Origin of the sequence: Streptomyces sp. NBC_00080, assembly GCF_045041255.1 — a bacterium.
In the GTDB taxonomy this organism is placed as follows: Bacteria; Actinomycetota; Actinomycetes; order Streptomycetales; family Streptomycetaceae; genus Streptomyces; species Streptomyces coriariae.
In genome coordinates this window covers 4,131,446-4,145,421 of record NZ_CP108235.1, presented here as the reverse complement: position 1 = coordinate 4,145,421, position 13,976 = coordinate 4,131,446, and the positions used below count along the sequence as shown (strand labels likewise).

The window sequence follows — 13,976 nt, the reverse complement described above, 5'->3', positions numbered from 1 at the left end:
GGTTGCACGCCCTGAACCGGATCCACACGATCGAGTGATCGGGGTCGGCCAGGACGTGACCACAGGGAGCCTGTATCCCGCACAACGACTGGCGCGGCACTTGGGTTACGGACTGCGGATGATCGGATCGGGAAGACAACGGACTTTCACTGAAGGTGAGTTGGCGTCACGGAGTGTGTGGCGTCGGTCGTGGGCGGGGGGACGGGTTCAGCGGGCGTCTTCCGGCAGCAGGCGGGCGAGGGTCCGGACGGCCCGGTACTGGAGCGTCTTGATGGCGCCCTCGTTCTTGCCCATGACGCGCGCGGTCTCGGCGACGGAGAGCCCCTGCAGGAACCGGAGCGTCACGCACTCCTGCTGCTGGGGATTGAGTCGGCGTACGGCGTCCAGAAGCGCCGCGTTGGAGAGGGACTCCAGGACGGAGTCCTCGGGTGAGCGCTCGACCTCGTTGGCGTCGAGCATCTCGCCGGTCGTCACCTCGAGCCGGAAGCGGCTCGACTTGAAGTGGTCGGCGACGAGGTTGCGGGCGATGGTGACGAGCCAGGCGCCGAAGTCGCGGCCCTGCCAGGTGAACGTCCCGATGCGGCGCAGGGCGCGCAGGAATGTCTCGCTGGTCAGGTCCTCGGCGGTCGCCTTGCCGCCCACCCGGTAGTAGATGTAGCGGTAGACCGTGTCGCTGTACTGGTCGTACAGGCGCCCGAACGCATCGGCCTCGCCGGCCTGGGCGCGTTCGACGAGGTCCATCATGCGGGCGCTGTCACTGTCGGCGGCCGGCCGACGGGCGGTGGCCGCGCCGGCCGAGCGTCCTCGTCTGCCCACCGCGGCGCTGCCGTCGGCCAGTGCGTAGCACGGGCCGAGCGGAGCGGTGGTGGCGAAGGCGGGGACGGCGTACGCGGTGGGGACGACGCCGCGCAAGAGGTCATGGACCGTAGCGACCGTTGCGCGCAGCGTAGCCAGGCCCGAGGTGTCAACCCCGACGTGTGGGTACACGGGACTCCCAGAGGCAGAGCTTGCATCACGTGCAGTACGGAACCATTCACCCGTCGTAGCGACGGAAGGGGTACCGGATTGCGTCTGAGGAGAATAACGCTTCGTGCAGGCCCTGCTACACCGAGTTGCTCAAATCATCGATTACGTCGCTTCTGTGGCCTATTGACGCTCGATCAAGTTGCATAGGCTGAACGATTGTTGATCGAAATAGTTCGAGTTTCGGGTCGGTCCAGGGCGTGTTGTGGCTGTGCGCGGACAACAGGACTGGACGGAGGGATACCGGGGTAAGACCGTCGGATTGGCCGGGTTCGGTGCCCGGTGTGGGGTGTTGTCCGGTAACGCGAAGGAGCGGCCGGGCTGTTGCGCCTCGGCCGCTCGGTCGTGACGGCCGCGCACGCGTCGCGGCCGTCGTCGTCATCGCCCTCGTTGTCGCCCGCGTTATCGCCGTCGTCGGTGCAGCGCGATCGCCGCCGCCGTGCCGCCCGCCACCGCGCCCACGCCCGCCGCGGCCGGGATGCCGACCTTCGCGGCCTTGCGGCCGGTGCGGTAGTCGCGCAGCCGCCAGTCGAGGTTGCGCGCGTGCTTGCGGAGCTTGGCGTCGGGGTTGATGGCGTAGGGGTGGCCGACGAGGGAGAGCATCGGGATGTCGTTGTGGGAGTCGCTGTAGGCGGCGCAGCGGGAGAGGTCCAGGTTCTCCGCCGCCGCCAGCGCGCGGACCGCCTCCGCCTTCGCGGGGCCGTGCAGCGGCTCGCCGACCAGCTTTCCCGTGTAGACGCCCTCGACGGATTCCGCGACCGTGCCCAGCGCGCCGGTCAGGCCGAGGCGGCGGGCGATCACCTGGGCGATCTCCACCGGGGCCGCCGTGACGAGCCACACCTTCTGGCCCGCGTCCAGGTGCGCCTGGGCGAGGGCCCGGGTGCCCGGCCAGATGCGCTCGGCCATGTACTCGTCGTAGATCTCCTCGCCGATCGACATCAGTTCGGAGACCCGGTGGCCCTGCACGATGGAGAGCGCCGAGTCGCGGGCCTCCTGCATGTGTTCGGGGTCCTCGACGCCGGCCAGCCGGAACCATGCCTGCTGCCAGGCGAAGCGGGCCAGGTCGCGGGTCTCGAAGAACTTGCGTTTGTACAGGCCGCGGCCGAAGTGGAAGAGCGCGGCGCCCTGCATCACGGTGTTGTCGAGGTCGAAGAAGGCGGCGGCCATCGCGTCGCCGTGCACCGGGAACTGCGGTTCCCGGTCGGAAGTGTCCAGGGGCGCCAGGGTCTCCTGGGAGTCCAGGGCTTCCTGGGTGGACTTGCGGGCTGCCTCCGCCGAGGCCTCGCCTGCCAACACGCTCCGCGCCGTGGCGGAGCGCCTACGGGGGGTGAGCCATCCTAGAGCGGCCATGGCGTGAGCATAGCCAGTCCGTTCGGTGGTTCCGGAGCCGAGAGGTTCGAAGGGTGTGAACTCTCCGCGACCGCGTCGTTAAAGAAGCGCGAGAATGGCGGTATGACTCCCCTCTTTCGACGTAAGGCCGCCACGGGCGAGCGGTCGGTCACCCTCATTCGTAAGTCCGGTTGTCATCTGTGCGACGACGCCGAGCGCGTGATCGAGAAGGTCTGCGGGGAACTCGGTGTGTCCTGGGAGCAGAAGGACATCGCCGACGACCCGGAGCTGTACGACCAGTACTGGGAGCAGATTCCGGTGGTGCTGGTCGACGGCAGGCAGCACACCTTCTGGCGGGTGGACGAGAGTCGCCTGCGCAAAGAACTGGCCGGGTGAGGAACTGACCGAGCAGTACAAGGCTGTACCGAACGTCGCTTAGGATCGATGGCGGTTTTGTCTCGGGGGCGGGATTCACGAGGAGAGTGGCGGTTTTGCCCCCTGGAATGTTGCGCGTGACCCCGGTCACGTTGGCCGGGCAAATCGGACACCATCTTTGTGCACGCGTTCACAAAGACATAGCCTGCTGTCGACGGGGCGGTCTGGGTACGTGTGACCGCCTACAGCCCCGCTCTACCCGCAGGAGCACCGTGGCAACTGGCCGAACTCACCGACCGGCGACCCGTAGCCGAGGGATTCCCGAGGCCACCGTCGCCCGGCTTCCGCTGTACCTCCGCGCGCTGACCGCACTGTCGGAGCGCTCGGTACCCACGGTCTCCTCCGAGGAGCTCGCGGCCGCGGCCGGGGTCAACTCCGCCAAGCTGCGCAAGGACTTCTCCTACCTGGGTTCCTACGGGACCCGGGGGGTCGGCTACGACGTCGAGTACCTCGTCTACCAGATCTCCCGCGAGCTCGGCCTCACCCAGGACTGGCCCGTCGTGATCGTCGGTATCGGTAACCTCGGCGCGGCTCTCGCCAACTACGGCGGCTTCGCCTCGCGCGGTTTCCGGGTCGCGGCGCTCATCGACGCCGACCCCGCGATGGCCGGGAAGCAGGTCGCCGGGATCTCCGTCCAGCACAGCGACGGCCTGGAGAAGATCATCTCCGACAACGGCGTCTCCATCGGCGTGATCACCACCCCGCCGGGCGTCGCCCAGGCGGTCTGCGACCGGCTCGTGGCCGCCGGCGTCACGTCCATCCTGAACTTCGCGCCGACCGTGCTGACCGTCCCGGACGGCGTCGACGTGCGCAAGGTCGACCTCTCCATCGAGCTCCAGATCCTCGCCTTCCACGAGCAGCGCAAGGCCGGCGAGGAGGCCGCGGCGAACGAGAACGCCGTACCGGCCCCGGCCGGCCGCGCCGACTCCACCGACCAGGGACCCGACGGGGACGTACCCGCCGTGATGCCGGCATGAGTCTCCTCGTCGTCGGGCTGAGTCACCGCAGCGCTCCGGTCAGCGTGCTGGAGCGGGCCTCGCTGTCCACGGACGCCCAGTTCAAGCTGCTCCAGGACACGGTCGCCGCCGAACCGGCCGCCGAGGCCGCGGTCCTCGCCACCTGCAACCGGATCGAGCTGTACGCCGACGTGGACAAGTTCCACGCCGGTGTCGCCGAGCTCTCCACGCTGCTCGCCCAGCACAGCGGGGTCGGGCTCGAGGAGCTCACCCCCTACCTGTACGTGCACTACGAGGACCGTGCCGTCCACCACTTCTTCTCGGTGGCCTGCGGGCTGGACTCCATGGTCGTCGGCGAGGGGCAGATCCTCGGACAGATCAAGGACGCCCTGGCCCGGGCGCAGGAGCTGCACACCGCCGGACGGCTGCTGAACGACCTGTTCCAGCAGGCCCTGCGGGTCGGCAAGCGCGCCCACTCCGAGACCGGCATCGACCGCGCCGGGCAGTCCCTGGTCACCTTCGGCCTGGAGCAGCTGGCCGCGGGCGGGGACGTGACCGCGTGGGCGCGGGGCAAGAAGGCGCTGGTCATCGGCGCCGGTTCGATGTCCTCGCTGGCCGCCGCCACGCTCGCGCGCGCCGGGGTCGCCGAGATCGTCGTCGCCAACCGCACGCCCGACCGGGCCGAGCGGCTCGCCCAGATACTGACCGAGGGCGGCGACACGGACGTGTCGGCCCGCGCGGTACCGATGGAGTCGGTGCCGGCCGAGCTGACACGTGCCGACGTGGCCGTCTCCTGTACCGGGGCGACGGGCCTGGTCCTGACGGCGGAGGCGGTCGCCGATGCCGTCGAGGGCCGCACCGGGGCACCCGTCGCCCTCGGTGAAGAGGCCGCGGCGACGGACGTACGGCCGCTGCCGCCCACCTCGGTCGGCACCGACGAGAACTGCCCCCTCGACCTGGCCGCCGTACAGCAGGCCCCCGTGCAGCAGTCCGGGTTCTCCGTGCTGGGCGAGGCCGCCGTCGCCGGCATGGACGCGGCGACGCTGGAGCAGCACGCCGCCTGGGTCGACAACGCGACCGTCGACCGCAGGCCGACCGCCCGCCGCACCCCCGAGGCCGACGCCGAGCTGATCACCGCGCTCGCCGCGACCGCCGCCACCCTCGGCCGGATCCCCGAGCGCCGCGGACCCGAGCCGGTCGCCGCGCTCGTCCGGCCGGAGCCGGTGCTCTTCCTGCTCGACCTCGCGATGCCGCGGGACGTCGACCCGGCCGCCCACCGGCTGGCCGGCGTGCGGCTGGTGGACATCGAGTCGCTGGCGGAGGCCTCGGCCGACGCGCCGATGGCCGCCGACGTCGACCAGGTGCGGCGGATCGTCGCCGACGAGGTCGCCGCCTTCGGCGCCGCACAGCGGGCCGCGCACATCACGCCGACCGTCGTCGCCCTGCGCACCATGGCCGCCGAGGTCGTGGCCACGGAGATCGCCCGGCTCGACGGGCGGCTGCCCGGCCTGGACGACAAGCACCGCGCCGAGATCACCCAGACCGTGAAGCGGGTCGTCGACAAGCTGCTGCACGCACCGACCGTACGGGTCAAGCAGCTCGCGGCCGAGCCCGGCGGCGCCGGGTACGCGGACGCACTGCGGACCCTGTTCGACCTCGACCCGGAGGCGGTGGCCGCCGTGTCACGGGCCGAGGAAAGCACCGAGAAGAACGCAGAGAGCCGAGGGCCGGCATGAGCGGCATGAGTACGAAGGCACTGAGACTGGGGACGAGGCGAAGCAGACTCGCCATGGCCCAGTCCGGGCAGGTCGCGGACGCCGTGAGCCAGGTGACCGGACGGCCCGTGGAACTCGTCGAGATCACCACCTACGGTGATGTCTCCCGCGAGCACCTCGCGCAGATCGGCGGCACGGGCGTCTTCGTGACCGCACTGCGCGACGCGCTGGCCAAGGGCGAGGTCGACTTCGCGGTTCACTCGCTGAAGGACCTGCCGACCACGCAGCCCGAGGACCTGGTCCTGGCCGCCATACCGGTGCGCGAGGACCCCCGCGACGTGATCGTCGCCCGGGACGCGCTGAAGTTCACCGACCTGCCGCGCGGAGCGCGCATCGGTACGGGTTCGCCGCGCCGGATGGCGCAGCTGAACGCGTACGCGCGCGGCCACGGGCTGGACATCGAGACCGTCCCGATCCGCGGGAACGTCGACACGCGGATCGGGTACGTGCACGACGGCGAGCTGGACGCGGTGGTGCTGGCGGCGGCCGGCCTCAGCCGCATCGGCCGCATCGACGAGGTCACCGACTTCCTGTCGATAGACACGGTTCTGCCCGCTCCCGGCCAGGGAGCACTGGCGATCGAGTGTGCCGCGGACAACGCGTCACTGATCGCCGCGCTAGGTGAGCTCGACGACCCGTTCACCCGGATCGCCGTGACCGCCGAACGGTCCCTGCTCGCCGCCCTGGAGGCCGGCTGCTCCGCCCCTGTGGGCGCGCTTGCCGACCTGCTGGCCGACGGGCAGATTGTCAACGAAATGCGCCTGCGTGGCGTCGTCGGCACCACCGACGGCACGCGCATGGTGCAGCTGTCCACCACCGGTCCCGTGCCCGAGACGCACGACGGGGCAATGGCGCTCGGTCGCGAACTCGCAGCCGAGATGCTCGCCCAGGGCGCGGCCGGTCTGATGGGGGAGCGAGCACTGTGAGCCCCACCGCCCTTCCAGCCGCTGGTCCTGAACACGGGCACGTCACCTTCCTGGGTGCCGGACCCGGGGATCCGGGACTACTGACTCTGCGCGCCGTGGAGGCGCTTGCGCACGCGGACGTCCTCGTCGCCGAGCACGAGGTGCTCGACGTCGTACGGACGCACGCGAGGCCGGGCGTCGCCGTCGTGAACGCGGAAGCGGGTCCATCGGACCCTCTTCCGGGCACGGGCGCGCCCCTCCCGACGATCGTTGACGGCACGTCAACAACCGCTGAGGTACCCGCTGTGCGCGATGCCGCACATCTTGTCATGGAGGCCGCGCGGGGCGGCAGGCGGGTCGTCCGTGCGGTGACCGGGGACCCCGGACTTGATACGTACGCGGCGGCGGAAATGCTCGCGTGCGCGGCGGCCGGTGTTCCCTTCGAGGTCGTACCCGGTGTCGCGGCCGCCGTCGGCGTGCCCGCGTACGCCGGTGTGCCGCTGCGGGACGCGCAGGGCGCCGACGTCCGGTTCGTCGACGCGCGTACGGCTTCGGACCGCTGCTGGACCGAGGTCGGGGCCTCCGACGGCACGGTCGTCGTGTCGACGACCCTCGACTCCGTGGCCTCGGCGGCCGGCGAGCTGGTGTCGGCGGGGCGCAAGCCCGATACGCCGATGACGGTCACGGTGGCCGGTACGACGACGCGGCAGCGGACGTGGACGGCGACCCTGGGCACGATCGCGCAGACGCTGAAGCAGGCGAAGGTGCTGCCCTCGCCCGAGGGCGGCCGACCGGTGATAGTCGTGGTCGGTGAGCGTTCCGCCCCCGCCCAGCGTGACCAGTTGTCGTGGTTCGAGTCCAAGCCGCTGTTCGGCTGGAAGGTGCTCGTGCCGCGTACGAAGGAGCAGGCGGTGTCGCTCTCCGACCGGCTGCGGTCGTACGGGGCCGTGCCGCACGAGGTGCCGACGATCGCCGTCGAACCGCCGCGCACCCCCCAGCAGATGGAGCGGGCGGTCAAGGGCCTGGTGACGGGCCGCTACGAGTGGATCGCCTTCACCTCGGTGAACGCCGTCAAGGCGGTACGCGAGAAGTTCGAGGAGTACGGGCTCGACGCGCGTGCCTTCGCGGGCATCAAGGTCGCGGCGGTGGGCGAGCAGACGGCGAAGGCGCTGGTCGCGTTCGGTGTGAAGCCCGACCTCGTACCGAGCGGCGAGCAGTCGGCCGCCGGGCTCCTCGAGGACTGGCCGCCCTACGACCCGGTCTTCGACCCGATCGACCGGGTGTTCCTGCCGCGCGCCGACATCGCCACCGAGACCCTGGTCGCCGGGCTCATCGAGCTGGGCTGGGAGGTCGACGACGTCACCGCCTACCGGACGGTGCGGGCCTCGCCGCCGCCGGCGGAGACGCGGGAGGCCATCAAGGGCGGCGGGTTCGACGCCGTGCTCTTCACGTCGTCGTCCACCGTGCGGAACCTGGTGGGCATCGCGGGCAAGCCGCACAACGTGACGGTCATCGCCTGCATCGGCCCGGCCACGGCCAAGACGGCCGAGGAGCACGGGCTCCGGGTGGACGTCATGGCACCCGAGCCGTCCGCGCTCAAGCTGGCCGAGGCACTGGCCGACTTCGGACTGCGCCGACGGGCCGCGGCCCAGGAGGCCGGCGACCCGGTCAGCCGGCCGAGCGAGCGGCGTCCGGGTGCGCGGCGTAGGCGGGCTACCTGAGCGCTGAGGTGGAGGGTCCCGGGGCTGCCGCCCCCGGACCCCCGCTTCGGCGCTGCACGTGCCTCGTCCCGGGGCTTCCTCGGACGGGGCACCCCCGGACGGGATGAGACGGTCTGCCCTCACCCGGTCGGCGCCGACGGGAGGGGCAGTCGGGTCGACAGGTCGTCGGCAAATGCTTGCCCGGGCCGGGCGTAGCGTAGAGGCCATGACGAAGTACGGATCCTTTCCCGGTACGCGTCCCCGGCGGCTGCGTACCACCCCCGTCATGCGGCGCATGGTCGCGGAGACCCGGCTGCACCCGGCCGACTTCATCCTGCCCGCGTTCGTGCGGGAGGGCGTGAGCGAGCCGGTGCCGATCCAGGCCATGCCCGGTGTCGTGCAGCACACGCGCGACAGCCTGAAGAAGGCCGCGCTGGAGGCCGTACAGGCCGGGATCTCCGGGATCATGCTCTTCGGCGTGCCGGAGGAGTCCAAGAAGGACGCGCTCGGCACGCCCGGGACCGACCCGGACGGCATCCTCCAGGTCGCCATCCGGGACGTGCGGGCCGAGGTCGGGGACGACCTGCTCGTCATGTCCGACGTGTGCCTGGACGAGACGATCGATCACGGCCACTGCGGGGTGCTGGACGAGCAGGGGCGGGTCGACAACGACGCCACCCTGGAGCGGTACGCCGAGATGGCGCAGGTCCAGGCCGACGCGGGTGCCCATGTCCTGGGGCCCAGCGGGATGATGGACGGCCAGATCGGGGTCATCCGCGATGCGCTCGACCAGATCGGCCGGGAGGACGTCTCGATCCTCGCCTACACCGCCAAGTACTCGTCGGCCTTCTACGGCCCGTTCCGGGAGGCCGTCGGCTCGTCGCTGAAGGGCGACCGCAAGACCTACCAGCAGGACCCGGCGAACCTCCGTGAGTCGCTGCGCGAGCTGGCGCTGGACCTGGAGGAGGGCGCCGACATGGTCATGGTGAAGCCGGCCGGCCCCTACCTCGACGTCCTGGCCCGGGTCGCCGACGCCGTGGACGTGCCGGTCGTCGCCTACCAGATCTCCGGCGAGTACTCGATGGTCGAGGCCGCCGCGGAGAAGGGCTGGGTCGACCGTGACCGGGCGATCTTCGAGACGCTGACCGGCATCAAGCGGGCCGGAGCGCGGAACATCCTCACCTACTGGGCCACCGAAGTGGCCCAGAAGCTGCGGTAGTTCGCCCGTTCTCACCAGGACAGCGCGTCGTCCATGTCCTGCTGCCAGTACGTCACCGTCAGGGAGCTGTCGTAGTAGACGCCCTCGGCGGGCAGGGTCGGCGTCGCGGAGGCGCCGCCGTCGCTGTTCGGGGTGTAGCCCTGGAAGGCGACCGTCAGCTTCTTGGCCGTCTGGCCGCCGTCGCCGCTGCCGTCGGCGGCGGACAGCAGCACGCCCGCGTAGCCCGACTCGCCGGGCGCGAGGGTCGTCACCGCCTGCGGCTGCGTCTCCTTGGCGGCCTGCGGCACCCACTGCATCTCGTCGAAGCGCAGCACCGGGTTGTAGGTCAGGTCGCAGGTCCTGCTGCCGGTGTTGGTCACCGTGAGCAGCATGTGGTTGAGCGGGCGGGCGACGGTCTGCGCGGTGACCCTGGTGTTCGATCCGTTGCACAGGACGCGGCTGTCGGAGGCGGTGTCGGCGGCCTTGTCGCCCGTATCGCCGCCCGTTCCGGCCCCCGTGCCGGCGCCGGTGGTGCCGCCCGACTTGCCGCCCGCCGTGCCACCCGACTTGCCGGACGAGCCGGCCGAGCCCGTCGTGTCCTTCGTCGGGGCCGTGCCGGTGCCCTTGTCCGTGCCGGGTGTGGGCTGCGCCGCCGTGGCCGTCGACGACGCCGGACGCGAGGCGCCCTCGTCCTTGACGCCCGTCCCGTCCTCGCACGCCGTGAGCGCGAGGGCGGCCAGGGCGGTGAGGGCGAGCAGGTGGCTGTTGCGGCGGATACGCATCGTGAGGTCCTCTTCCGGAATGCCGTGTTGAAGCGGCGTGCTTGGATGGCCAAAGCTTGTGCGGGGACCCGTCCCGGCCGCCACGGTCGGCGGACGATCAGGGACGCTGGAATGCCCGCAATGGGTCTGACCTGGGGAAACGGACCATGCCTGGAATGCGGGGATGGGACATGGGGAGTGGAGGAACGGTGTCTGCGACCGAGTTCGCCGAGCTGCTGCGAGATTTGAAGGAGCGGTCCGGGCTGAGCTACGGGATGCTCGCGAAGCGGCTCCACATGAGTACGTCGACGCTGCACCGCTACTGCAACGGGGACGCCGTCCCCACCGACTACGCGCCCGTGGAGCGGCTGGCGCGGCTCTGCAAGGCGTCACCTCAGGAGCTCGTCGAACTGCATCGGCGGTGGGTGCTGGCGGACGCGGTGCGCGGGAGGAAGGGGAGTACGGCCGAGGCGGACGCCGTCGCGGGCGCGGTAGCGGGCGGGGTCGCGGACGCCGCCGTCGGCGATGCCCTCGCGGGGGCGCCGGTCGCGGACGCCGGGGTGGTGGACGCCGCAGTGGTGGACGGCGGGCCCGGGGAAGCGGTTGTCGAGGTAGTGGGGGACGAGCGGACCCGCCCCACCCGCCGCTCCTTGGCCCTCGCCGGGGTCGGTGCCGTGGCCGCCCTCGGCTCGGTCGCCCTGGCGCTCGCCCTGACCCTGCCGTCCGGCGGGTCCGGCGACGGGGACAGCGTCGGTGCGGCGGCCACACCGTCCGTGCAGGGGCGGGGAACGGGGAACACGTCCTCGCCGTCCGCGTCCGCGTCGCCGTCCGTGTCCGCGTCGCCGTCGGCCTCGGCCTCCGCCTCGGGATCCGTCTTCCCGTCGGGCTCAGCCACCGCGGGTTCCTCGCCGGCGCCGGGCGCGGGGGCCGGCGACCGCGTCCCGCTGACGGTCACCACCCGCCCGTACGCCTGGGAGAGCCCCTGCAGCCAGCGCTATCTGATCGAGCGGGGGCCGGGGCAGGTCGGGCCGCCGCCGGTCGAGCAGGACGCGCCCGCGTGGGTGGCCCGGCACGGGGCCGTGTCGGCGGGGGAGCAGTATCTGGAGCTCACCGTGCAGGGGACCGGCGAGGAGACCGTCGTCGTGGACAGCCTGACGGTCCGGACCGTCGGCAAGGCCGCGCCGCTCGCCTGGAACGACTACGCCATGGGCTACCCGGGCGTCGGCTGCGGTGGCGGTGTGCCGACGCGCGCCTTCTCCGTCGCCCTCGACGCGGCGCGGCCGGCGCTGGTGCCCGAGGCGGGGCACAAGAACTTCCCGTTCAAGGTGAGCGAGTCGGACCCGGAGGTCTACTACGTCACCGCCGACGCCTCCGCGTACGACGTGCGCTGGTACCTGGAGCTGTCCTGGTCCAGCGGCGCACGGCACGGCAAGCTGAAGATCGACGACAAGGGGAGGCCGTTCCGCACGAGCGGCGAGAACGGGCGCCCCGACTACGAGTTCCCGCTCGGCGGCTCAGCGTGGGAACGGGCGGGAGCCTCTCCCACGCCGTAGGCGCTGTAACCGGTCGGGGCGCTCGACCCGGTCAAGGGGCCCGGCCCGGTGGGCCCGGTCCTGTCGGGGTGCCGGTCCCTGTCGGGGTGCCGGCGCCCGACGGGCCCTCGTCGCGCAGGCCCTCGCCGTCGTGGCACGCGGTGAGAGTGAGCGCCGCGGCGGCGGTCAGCGCGGCGGCGAGCAGACGGACGCGGCGGCGCGTGGGGGGAGTGGGGCGTGTGGGCATGGGGCAAGCCTGGGTCGTACGGCCTCCGCCCTTCCACATCCACCGCGCAAGTCGGGACGCCGGTCCGGTCCCATAGCCTCTGACCTGCGCAGACAGAGCCCCTCCGGGACGGGATGTGGGACGCCCGACTGCCCAGGGAGAGCCCCTTTGTCCGCAGAGTCCGCAGGGATCGACACCACCAGGGCGCATCCCGCCCGCGTCTACGACGTGTTCCTCGGTGGCCGGGGCAACTACCCGGTGGACCGTGCCGCCGCGGCGGCCGCCCTCGCCGCCAACCCGCGCGGCCACCTCGACGTACGGCACAACCGCGATACGCCAGTTCCTCGACCTCGGCACCGGGCTGCCCACCGGGGAGAACGTGCACCAGATCGCCCAACGTCCGGTCCCCGAGGCGCGGGTGGTGTACGTCGACCATGACCCGGTCGTGCTGCGGGAGCTGGTGGCGGGGCTGCCCGCCGGGAGCAGGGTCGTCCTCACCCACCTGACCGACGAACCGCATCCCGAGCCGACCCGGGCCGTCCAACGGACCTACACGGAGCGCGGGTTCACCTTCGTCTTCCGGTCGAGGGCCGAGGTGGAGCGGTTGTTCGGCGACACTCCGGGCCTCGTCCTGGCCGCGCCCGGGGTGGTGCCCGTGCACCGGTGGAACCCGGGGCCGGCGCCCGCCCCGCCCGCCATCGCGCCGGACGCGTTCGCCGCCCTCGACGACATCGAGAAGATCCGCTGTCGCGGGATCGACGACGTGACGGACGAGGACGTCAACGTGTACGGGGCGACGGGCACGAAGGTGTGAACGCGTGCCGCTGTCCACATGGCAGAAACCCGTGTGTAGGCGGCATGTATCTCCCTAGGGTGCGGGCATGACTGTCGCAGCCGAGTCGCCCAGTGCGCCCGCCCTCGCCTCCGCCTTCGTCCCCGGCCCCGCTTCCGGTCCGGCCTCCGTGCCTTCACTGGCCGCCAGGGTCCGGTCGATCGGCGGCTCGCCCGTGCGGGACATCCTCGCCGTCACCGGCCGCCCCGAGGTGATCAACTTCGCGGGCGGGCTGCCCGCGCCGGAGCTGTTCGACCGCGAGGGCGTGGCCGCCGCGTTCCGGTACGTGCTGGAGGAGGCCCCGGCCCAGGCCCTCCAGTACGCCACGACCGAGGGCGAGCCGAGCCTGCGTGAGGGGCTCGCGGCGCGGACGACGGCCCGTGGTCTGCCCACGACCGCCGACGACCTCCTCGTCACCACGGGTTCCCAGCAGGCCCTGTCCCTGCTGGCGACCGCTCTTCTCGACCCCGGCGACACGGTGCTCGTCGAGGAGCCCTGCTATCTGGCCGCCCTTCAGGTCTTCGGGCTGGCCGGAGCGAGGATCGTGGCCGTGCCCGGGGACGAGGACGGCCTGGACCCCGAGGCGCTCGCCGACCTGGTGGTCCGCGAACGGCCGAAGCTCCTCTACACCGTCCCCACCTTCCAGAACCCCACCGGCCGCACCCTCCCCGCCGAGCGCCGTGCCGCGGTCGCCGCCGTCGCCGCCCGGCACGGTCTGTGGATCGTCGAGGACGACCCCTACGGCGAACTCCGCTACGACGGTGAGCGCGTCCCCTGGATCGCAGCCCACCCCGACGCCCGCGACCGTACGGTCCTGCTCGGCTCCTTCTCCAAGGTCATGGCACCCGGGATCCGGCTGGGGTGGCTGCGCGCGCCGGCCGAGCTGCGCCGGGCCTGCGTCGTCGTCAAGCAGGCCGCCGACCTGCACACCCCGACCGTCAACCAGCTCGCCGCGGCACGGTACCTGACCGCCTTCGACCTGGACGCGCACGTGGCCGGGGTCGCCGCCGTGTACCGGGAGCGCCGGGACGCCATGCTCGCGGGCCTCGCGGACGCCCTCCCGGCAGGGTCGGTGTGGGCCCGTCCCGAGGGCGGGATGTTCCTCTGGGCCCGCCTCCCCGAGTCGTACGACACCACGGACCTCCTCCCGCGGGTCGTGGCCCAGGACGTGGCGTACGTCCCCGGCGCCCCCTTCTACGCCGGTGAACCCGACCGCTCGACCCTGCGCCTGTGCTTCGTGACGCAGGCCCCGGACGAGATCGGGGAGGGGCTGCGCAGGCTGGGGCGGGGGCTCACCGGGTAGC

General features: G+C 72.0%; 12 protein-coding genes and 1 pseudogene. 9 read left to right on the top strand and 4 right to left on the bottom strand.

Annotation, left to right across the window (positions count from 1 at the left end; genetic code table 11):
* Nucleotides 1-207 precede the first annotated feature (207 nt).
* The gene (locus OHU34_RS18380) at nucleotides 208-987 is read right to left on the bottom strand and encodes an ECF subfamily RNA polymerase sigma factor, BldN family (protein WP_054238616.1); all 780 of its coding nucleotides are present in this window, start codon (nucleotides 985-987) and stop codon (nucleotides 208-210) included.
* A 438-nt stretch (nucleotides 988-1,425) separates the two neighbouring features.
* Nucleotides 1,426-2,373: an HAD family phosphatase gene (locus tag OHU34_RS18375; protein WP_142265592.1), complete on the bottom strand. Its 948-nt coding sequence runs from the start codon at nucleotides 2,371-2,373 to the stop codon at nucleotides 1,426-1,428.
* Between the two features lie 102 nt (nucleotides 2,374-2,475).
* On the opposite strand from OHU34_RS18375, the gene OHU34_RS18370 reads away from it, so the two are divergent.
* The 6 genes from OHU34_RS18370 (at nucleotide 2,476) to hemB (ending at nucleotide 9,342) form a co-directional block, all read left to right on the top strand.
* Nucleotides 2,476-2,748, top strand: a complete 273-nt coding sequence (locus OHU34_RS18370) for a glutaredoxin family protein (protein ID WP_054238618.1) — start codon at nucleotides 2,476-2,478, stop codon at nucleotides 2,746-2,748.
* A 251-nt stretch (nucleotides 2,749-2,999) separates the two neighbouring features.
* Entirely contained in the window at nucleotides 3,000-3,764 is a 765-nt protein-coding gene (locus OHU34_RS18365; protein WP_020130037.1) for a redox-sensing transcriptional repressor Rex, read from the top strand.
* The gene (locus OHU34_RS18360; RefSeq protein WP_230196956.1) at nucleotides 3,761-5,479 is read left to right on the top strand and encodes a glutamyl-tRNA reductase; all 1,719 of its coding nucleotides are present in this window, start codon (nucleotides 3,761-3,763) and stop codon (nucleotides 5,477-5,479) included. Before OHU34_RS18365 ends, OHU34_RS18360 begins: the two co-directional genes overlap by 4 nt.
* Nucleotides 5,480-5,484: 5 nt before the next feature.
* Nucleotides 5,485-6,444 carry a hydroxymethylbilane synthase gene (hemC, locus tag OHU34_RS18355; protein ID WP_142265594.1) on the top strand — a complete coding sequence of 320 codons (960 nt, stop codon included), beginning with the start codon at nucleotides 5,485-5,487 and terminating at the stop codon, nucleotides 6,442-6,444.
* Nucleotides 6,441-8,144, top strand: coding sequence for a uroporphyrinogen-III synthase (locus OHU34_RS18350; protein WP_142265595.1), 1,704 nt, complete (start codon nucleotides 6,441-6,443; stop codon nucleotides 8,142-8,144). The genes hemC and OHU34_RS18350 overlap by 4 nt, the downstream gene beginning before the upstream one ends.
* A gap of 205 nt (nucleotides 8,145-8,349) precedes the next feature.
* Complete coding sequence (gene hemB, locus OHU34_RS18345; RefSeq protein ID WP_142265596.1) at nucleotides 8,350-9,342, top strand: porphobilinogen synthase; 993 nt, start codon at nucleotides 8,350-8,352, stop codon at nucleotides 9,340-9,342.
* 11 nt (nucleotides 9,343-9,353) lie between these two features.
* On the opposite strand, the gene OHU34_RS18340 is transcribed toward hemB, so the two are convergent.
* Complete coding sequence (locus tag OHU34_RS18340) at nucleotides 9,354-10,103, bottom strand: DUF4232 domain-containing protein (RefSeq protein WP_405767264.1); 750 nt, start codon at nucleotides 10,101-10,103, stop codon at nucleotides 9,354-9,356.
* A 188-nt stretch (nucleotides 10,104-10,291) separates the two neighbouring features.
* On the opposite strand from OHU34_RS18340, the gene OHU34_RS18335 reads away from it, so the two are divergent.
* Nucleotides 10,292-11,635, top strand: a complete 1,344-nt coding sequence (locus tag OHU34_RS18335; protein ID WP_405767261.1) for a helix-turn-helix domain-containing protein — start codon at nucleotides 10,292-10,294, stop codon at nucleotides 11,633-11,635.
* Nucleotides 11,636-11,666: 31 nt separating this feature from the next.
* Here the strand turns inward: OHU34_RS18335 and OHU34_RS18330 are convergent, their stop codons facing one another.
* Nucleotides 11,667-11,861 carry a hypothetical protein gene (locus OHU34_RS18330; protein ID WP_142265599.1) on the bottom strand — a complete coding sequence of 65 codons (195 nt, stop codon included), beginning with the start codon at nucleotides 11,859-11,861 and terminating at the stop codon, nucleotides 11,667-11,669.
* 147 nt (nucleotides 11,862-12,008) lie between these two features.
* On the opposite strand from OHU34_RS18330, the pseudogene OHU34_RS18325 reads away from it, so the two are divergent.
* Nucleotides 12,009-12,654 (top strand): annotated as a pseudogene (locus OHU34_RS18325) (SAM-dependent methyltransferase).
* Nucleotides 12,655-12,721: 67 nt separating this feature from the next.
* A complete protein-coding gene (locus tag OHU34_RS18320; protein WP_405767259.1) occupies nucleotides 12,722-13,975 on the top strand; it encodes a PLP-dependent aminotransferase family protein in 1,254 nt (417 codons plus the stop codon).
* The last annotated feature ends 1 nt before the right edge of the window (nucleotide 13,976 follow it).

Coding starts and splice junctions, on each gene's coding strand:
- OHU34_RS18370 (WP_054238618.1), top strand. CDS start 2,476: ATGACTCCCCTCTTTCGACGTAAGGCCGCCACGGGCGAGCGGTCGGTC.
- hemB (WP_142265596.1), top strand. CDS start 8,350: ATGACGAAGTACGGATCCTTTCCCGGTACGCGTCCCCGGCGGCTGCGT.
- OHU34_RS18340 (WP_405767264.1), bottom strand. CDS start 10,103: ATGCGTATCCGCCGCAACAGCCACCTGCTCGCCCTCACCGCCCTGGCC.
- hemC (WP_142265594.1), top strand. CDS start 5,485: ATGAGTACGAAGGCACTGAGACTGGGGACGAGGCGAAGCAGACTCGCC.
- OHU34_RS18330 (WP_142265599.1), bottom strand. CDS start 11,861: ATGCCCACACGCCCCACTCCCCCCACGCGCCGCCGCGTCCGTCTGCTC.
- OHU34_RS18375 (WP_142265592.1), bottom strand. CDS start 2,373: ATGGCCGCTCTAGGATGGCTCACCCCCCGTAGGCGCTCCGCCACGGCG.
- OHU34_RS18320 (WP_405767259.1), top strand. CDS start 12,722: ATGACTGTCGCAGCCGAGTCGCCCAGTGCGCCCGCCCTCGCCTCCGCC.
- OHU34_RS18360 (WP_230196956.1), top strand. CDS start 3,761: ATGAGTCTCCTCGTCGTCGGGCTGAGTCACCGCAGCGCTCCGGTCAGC.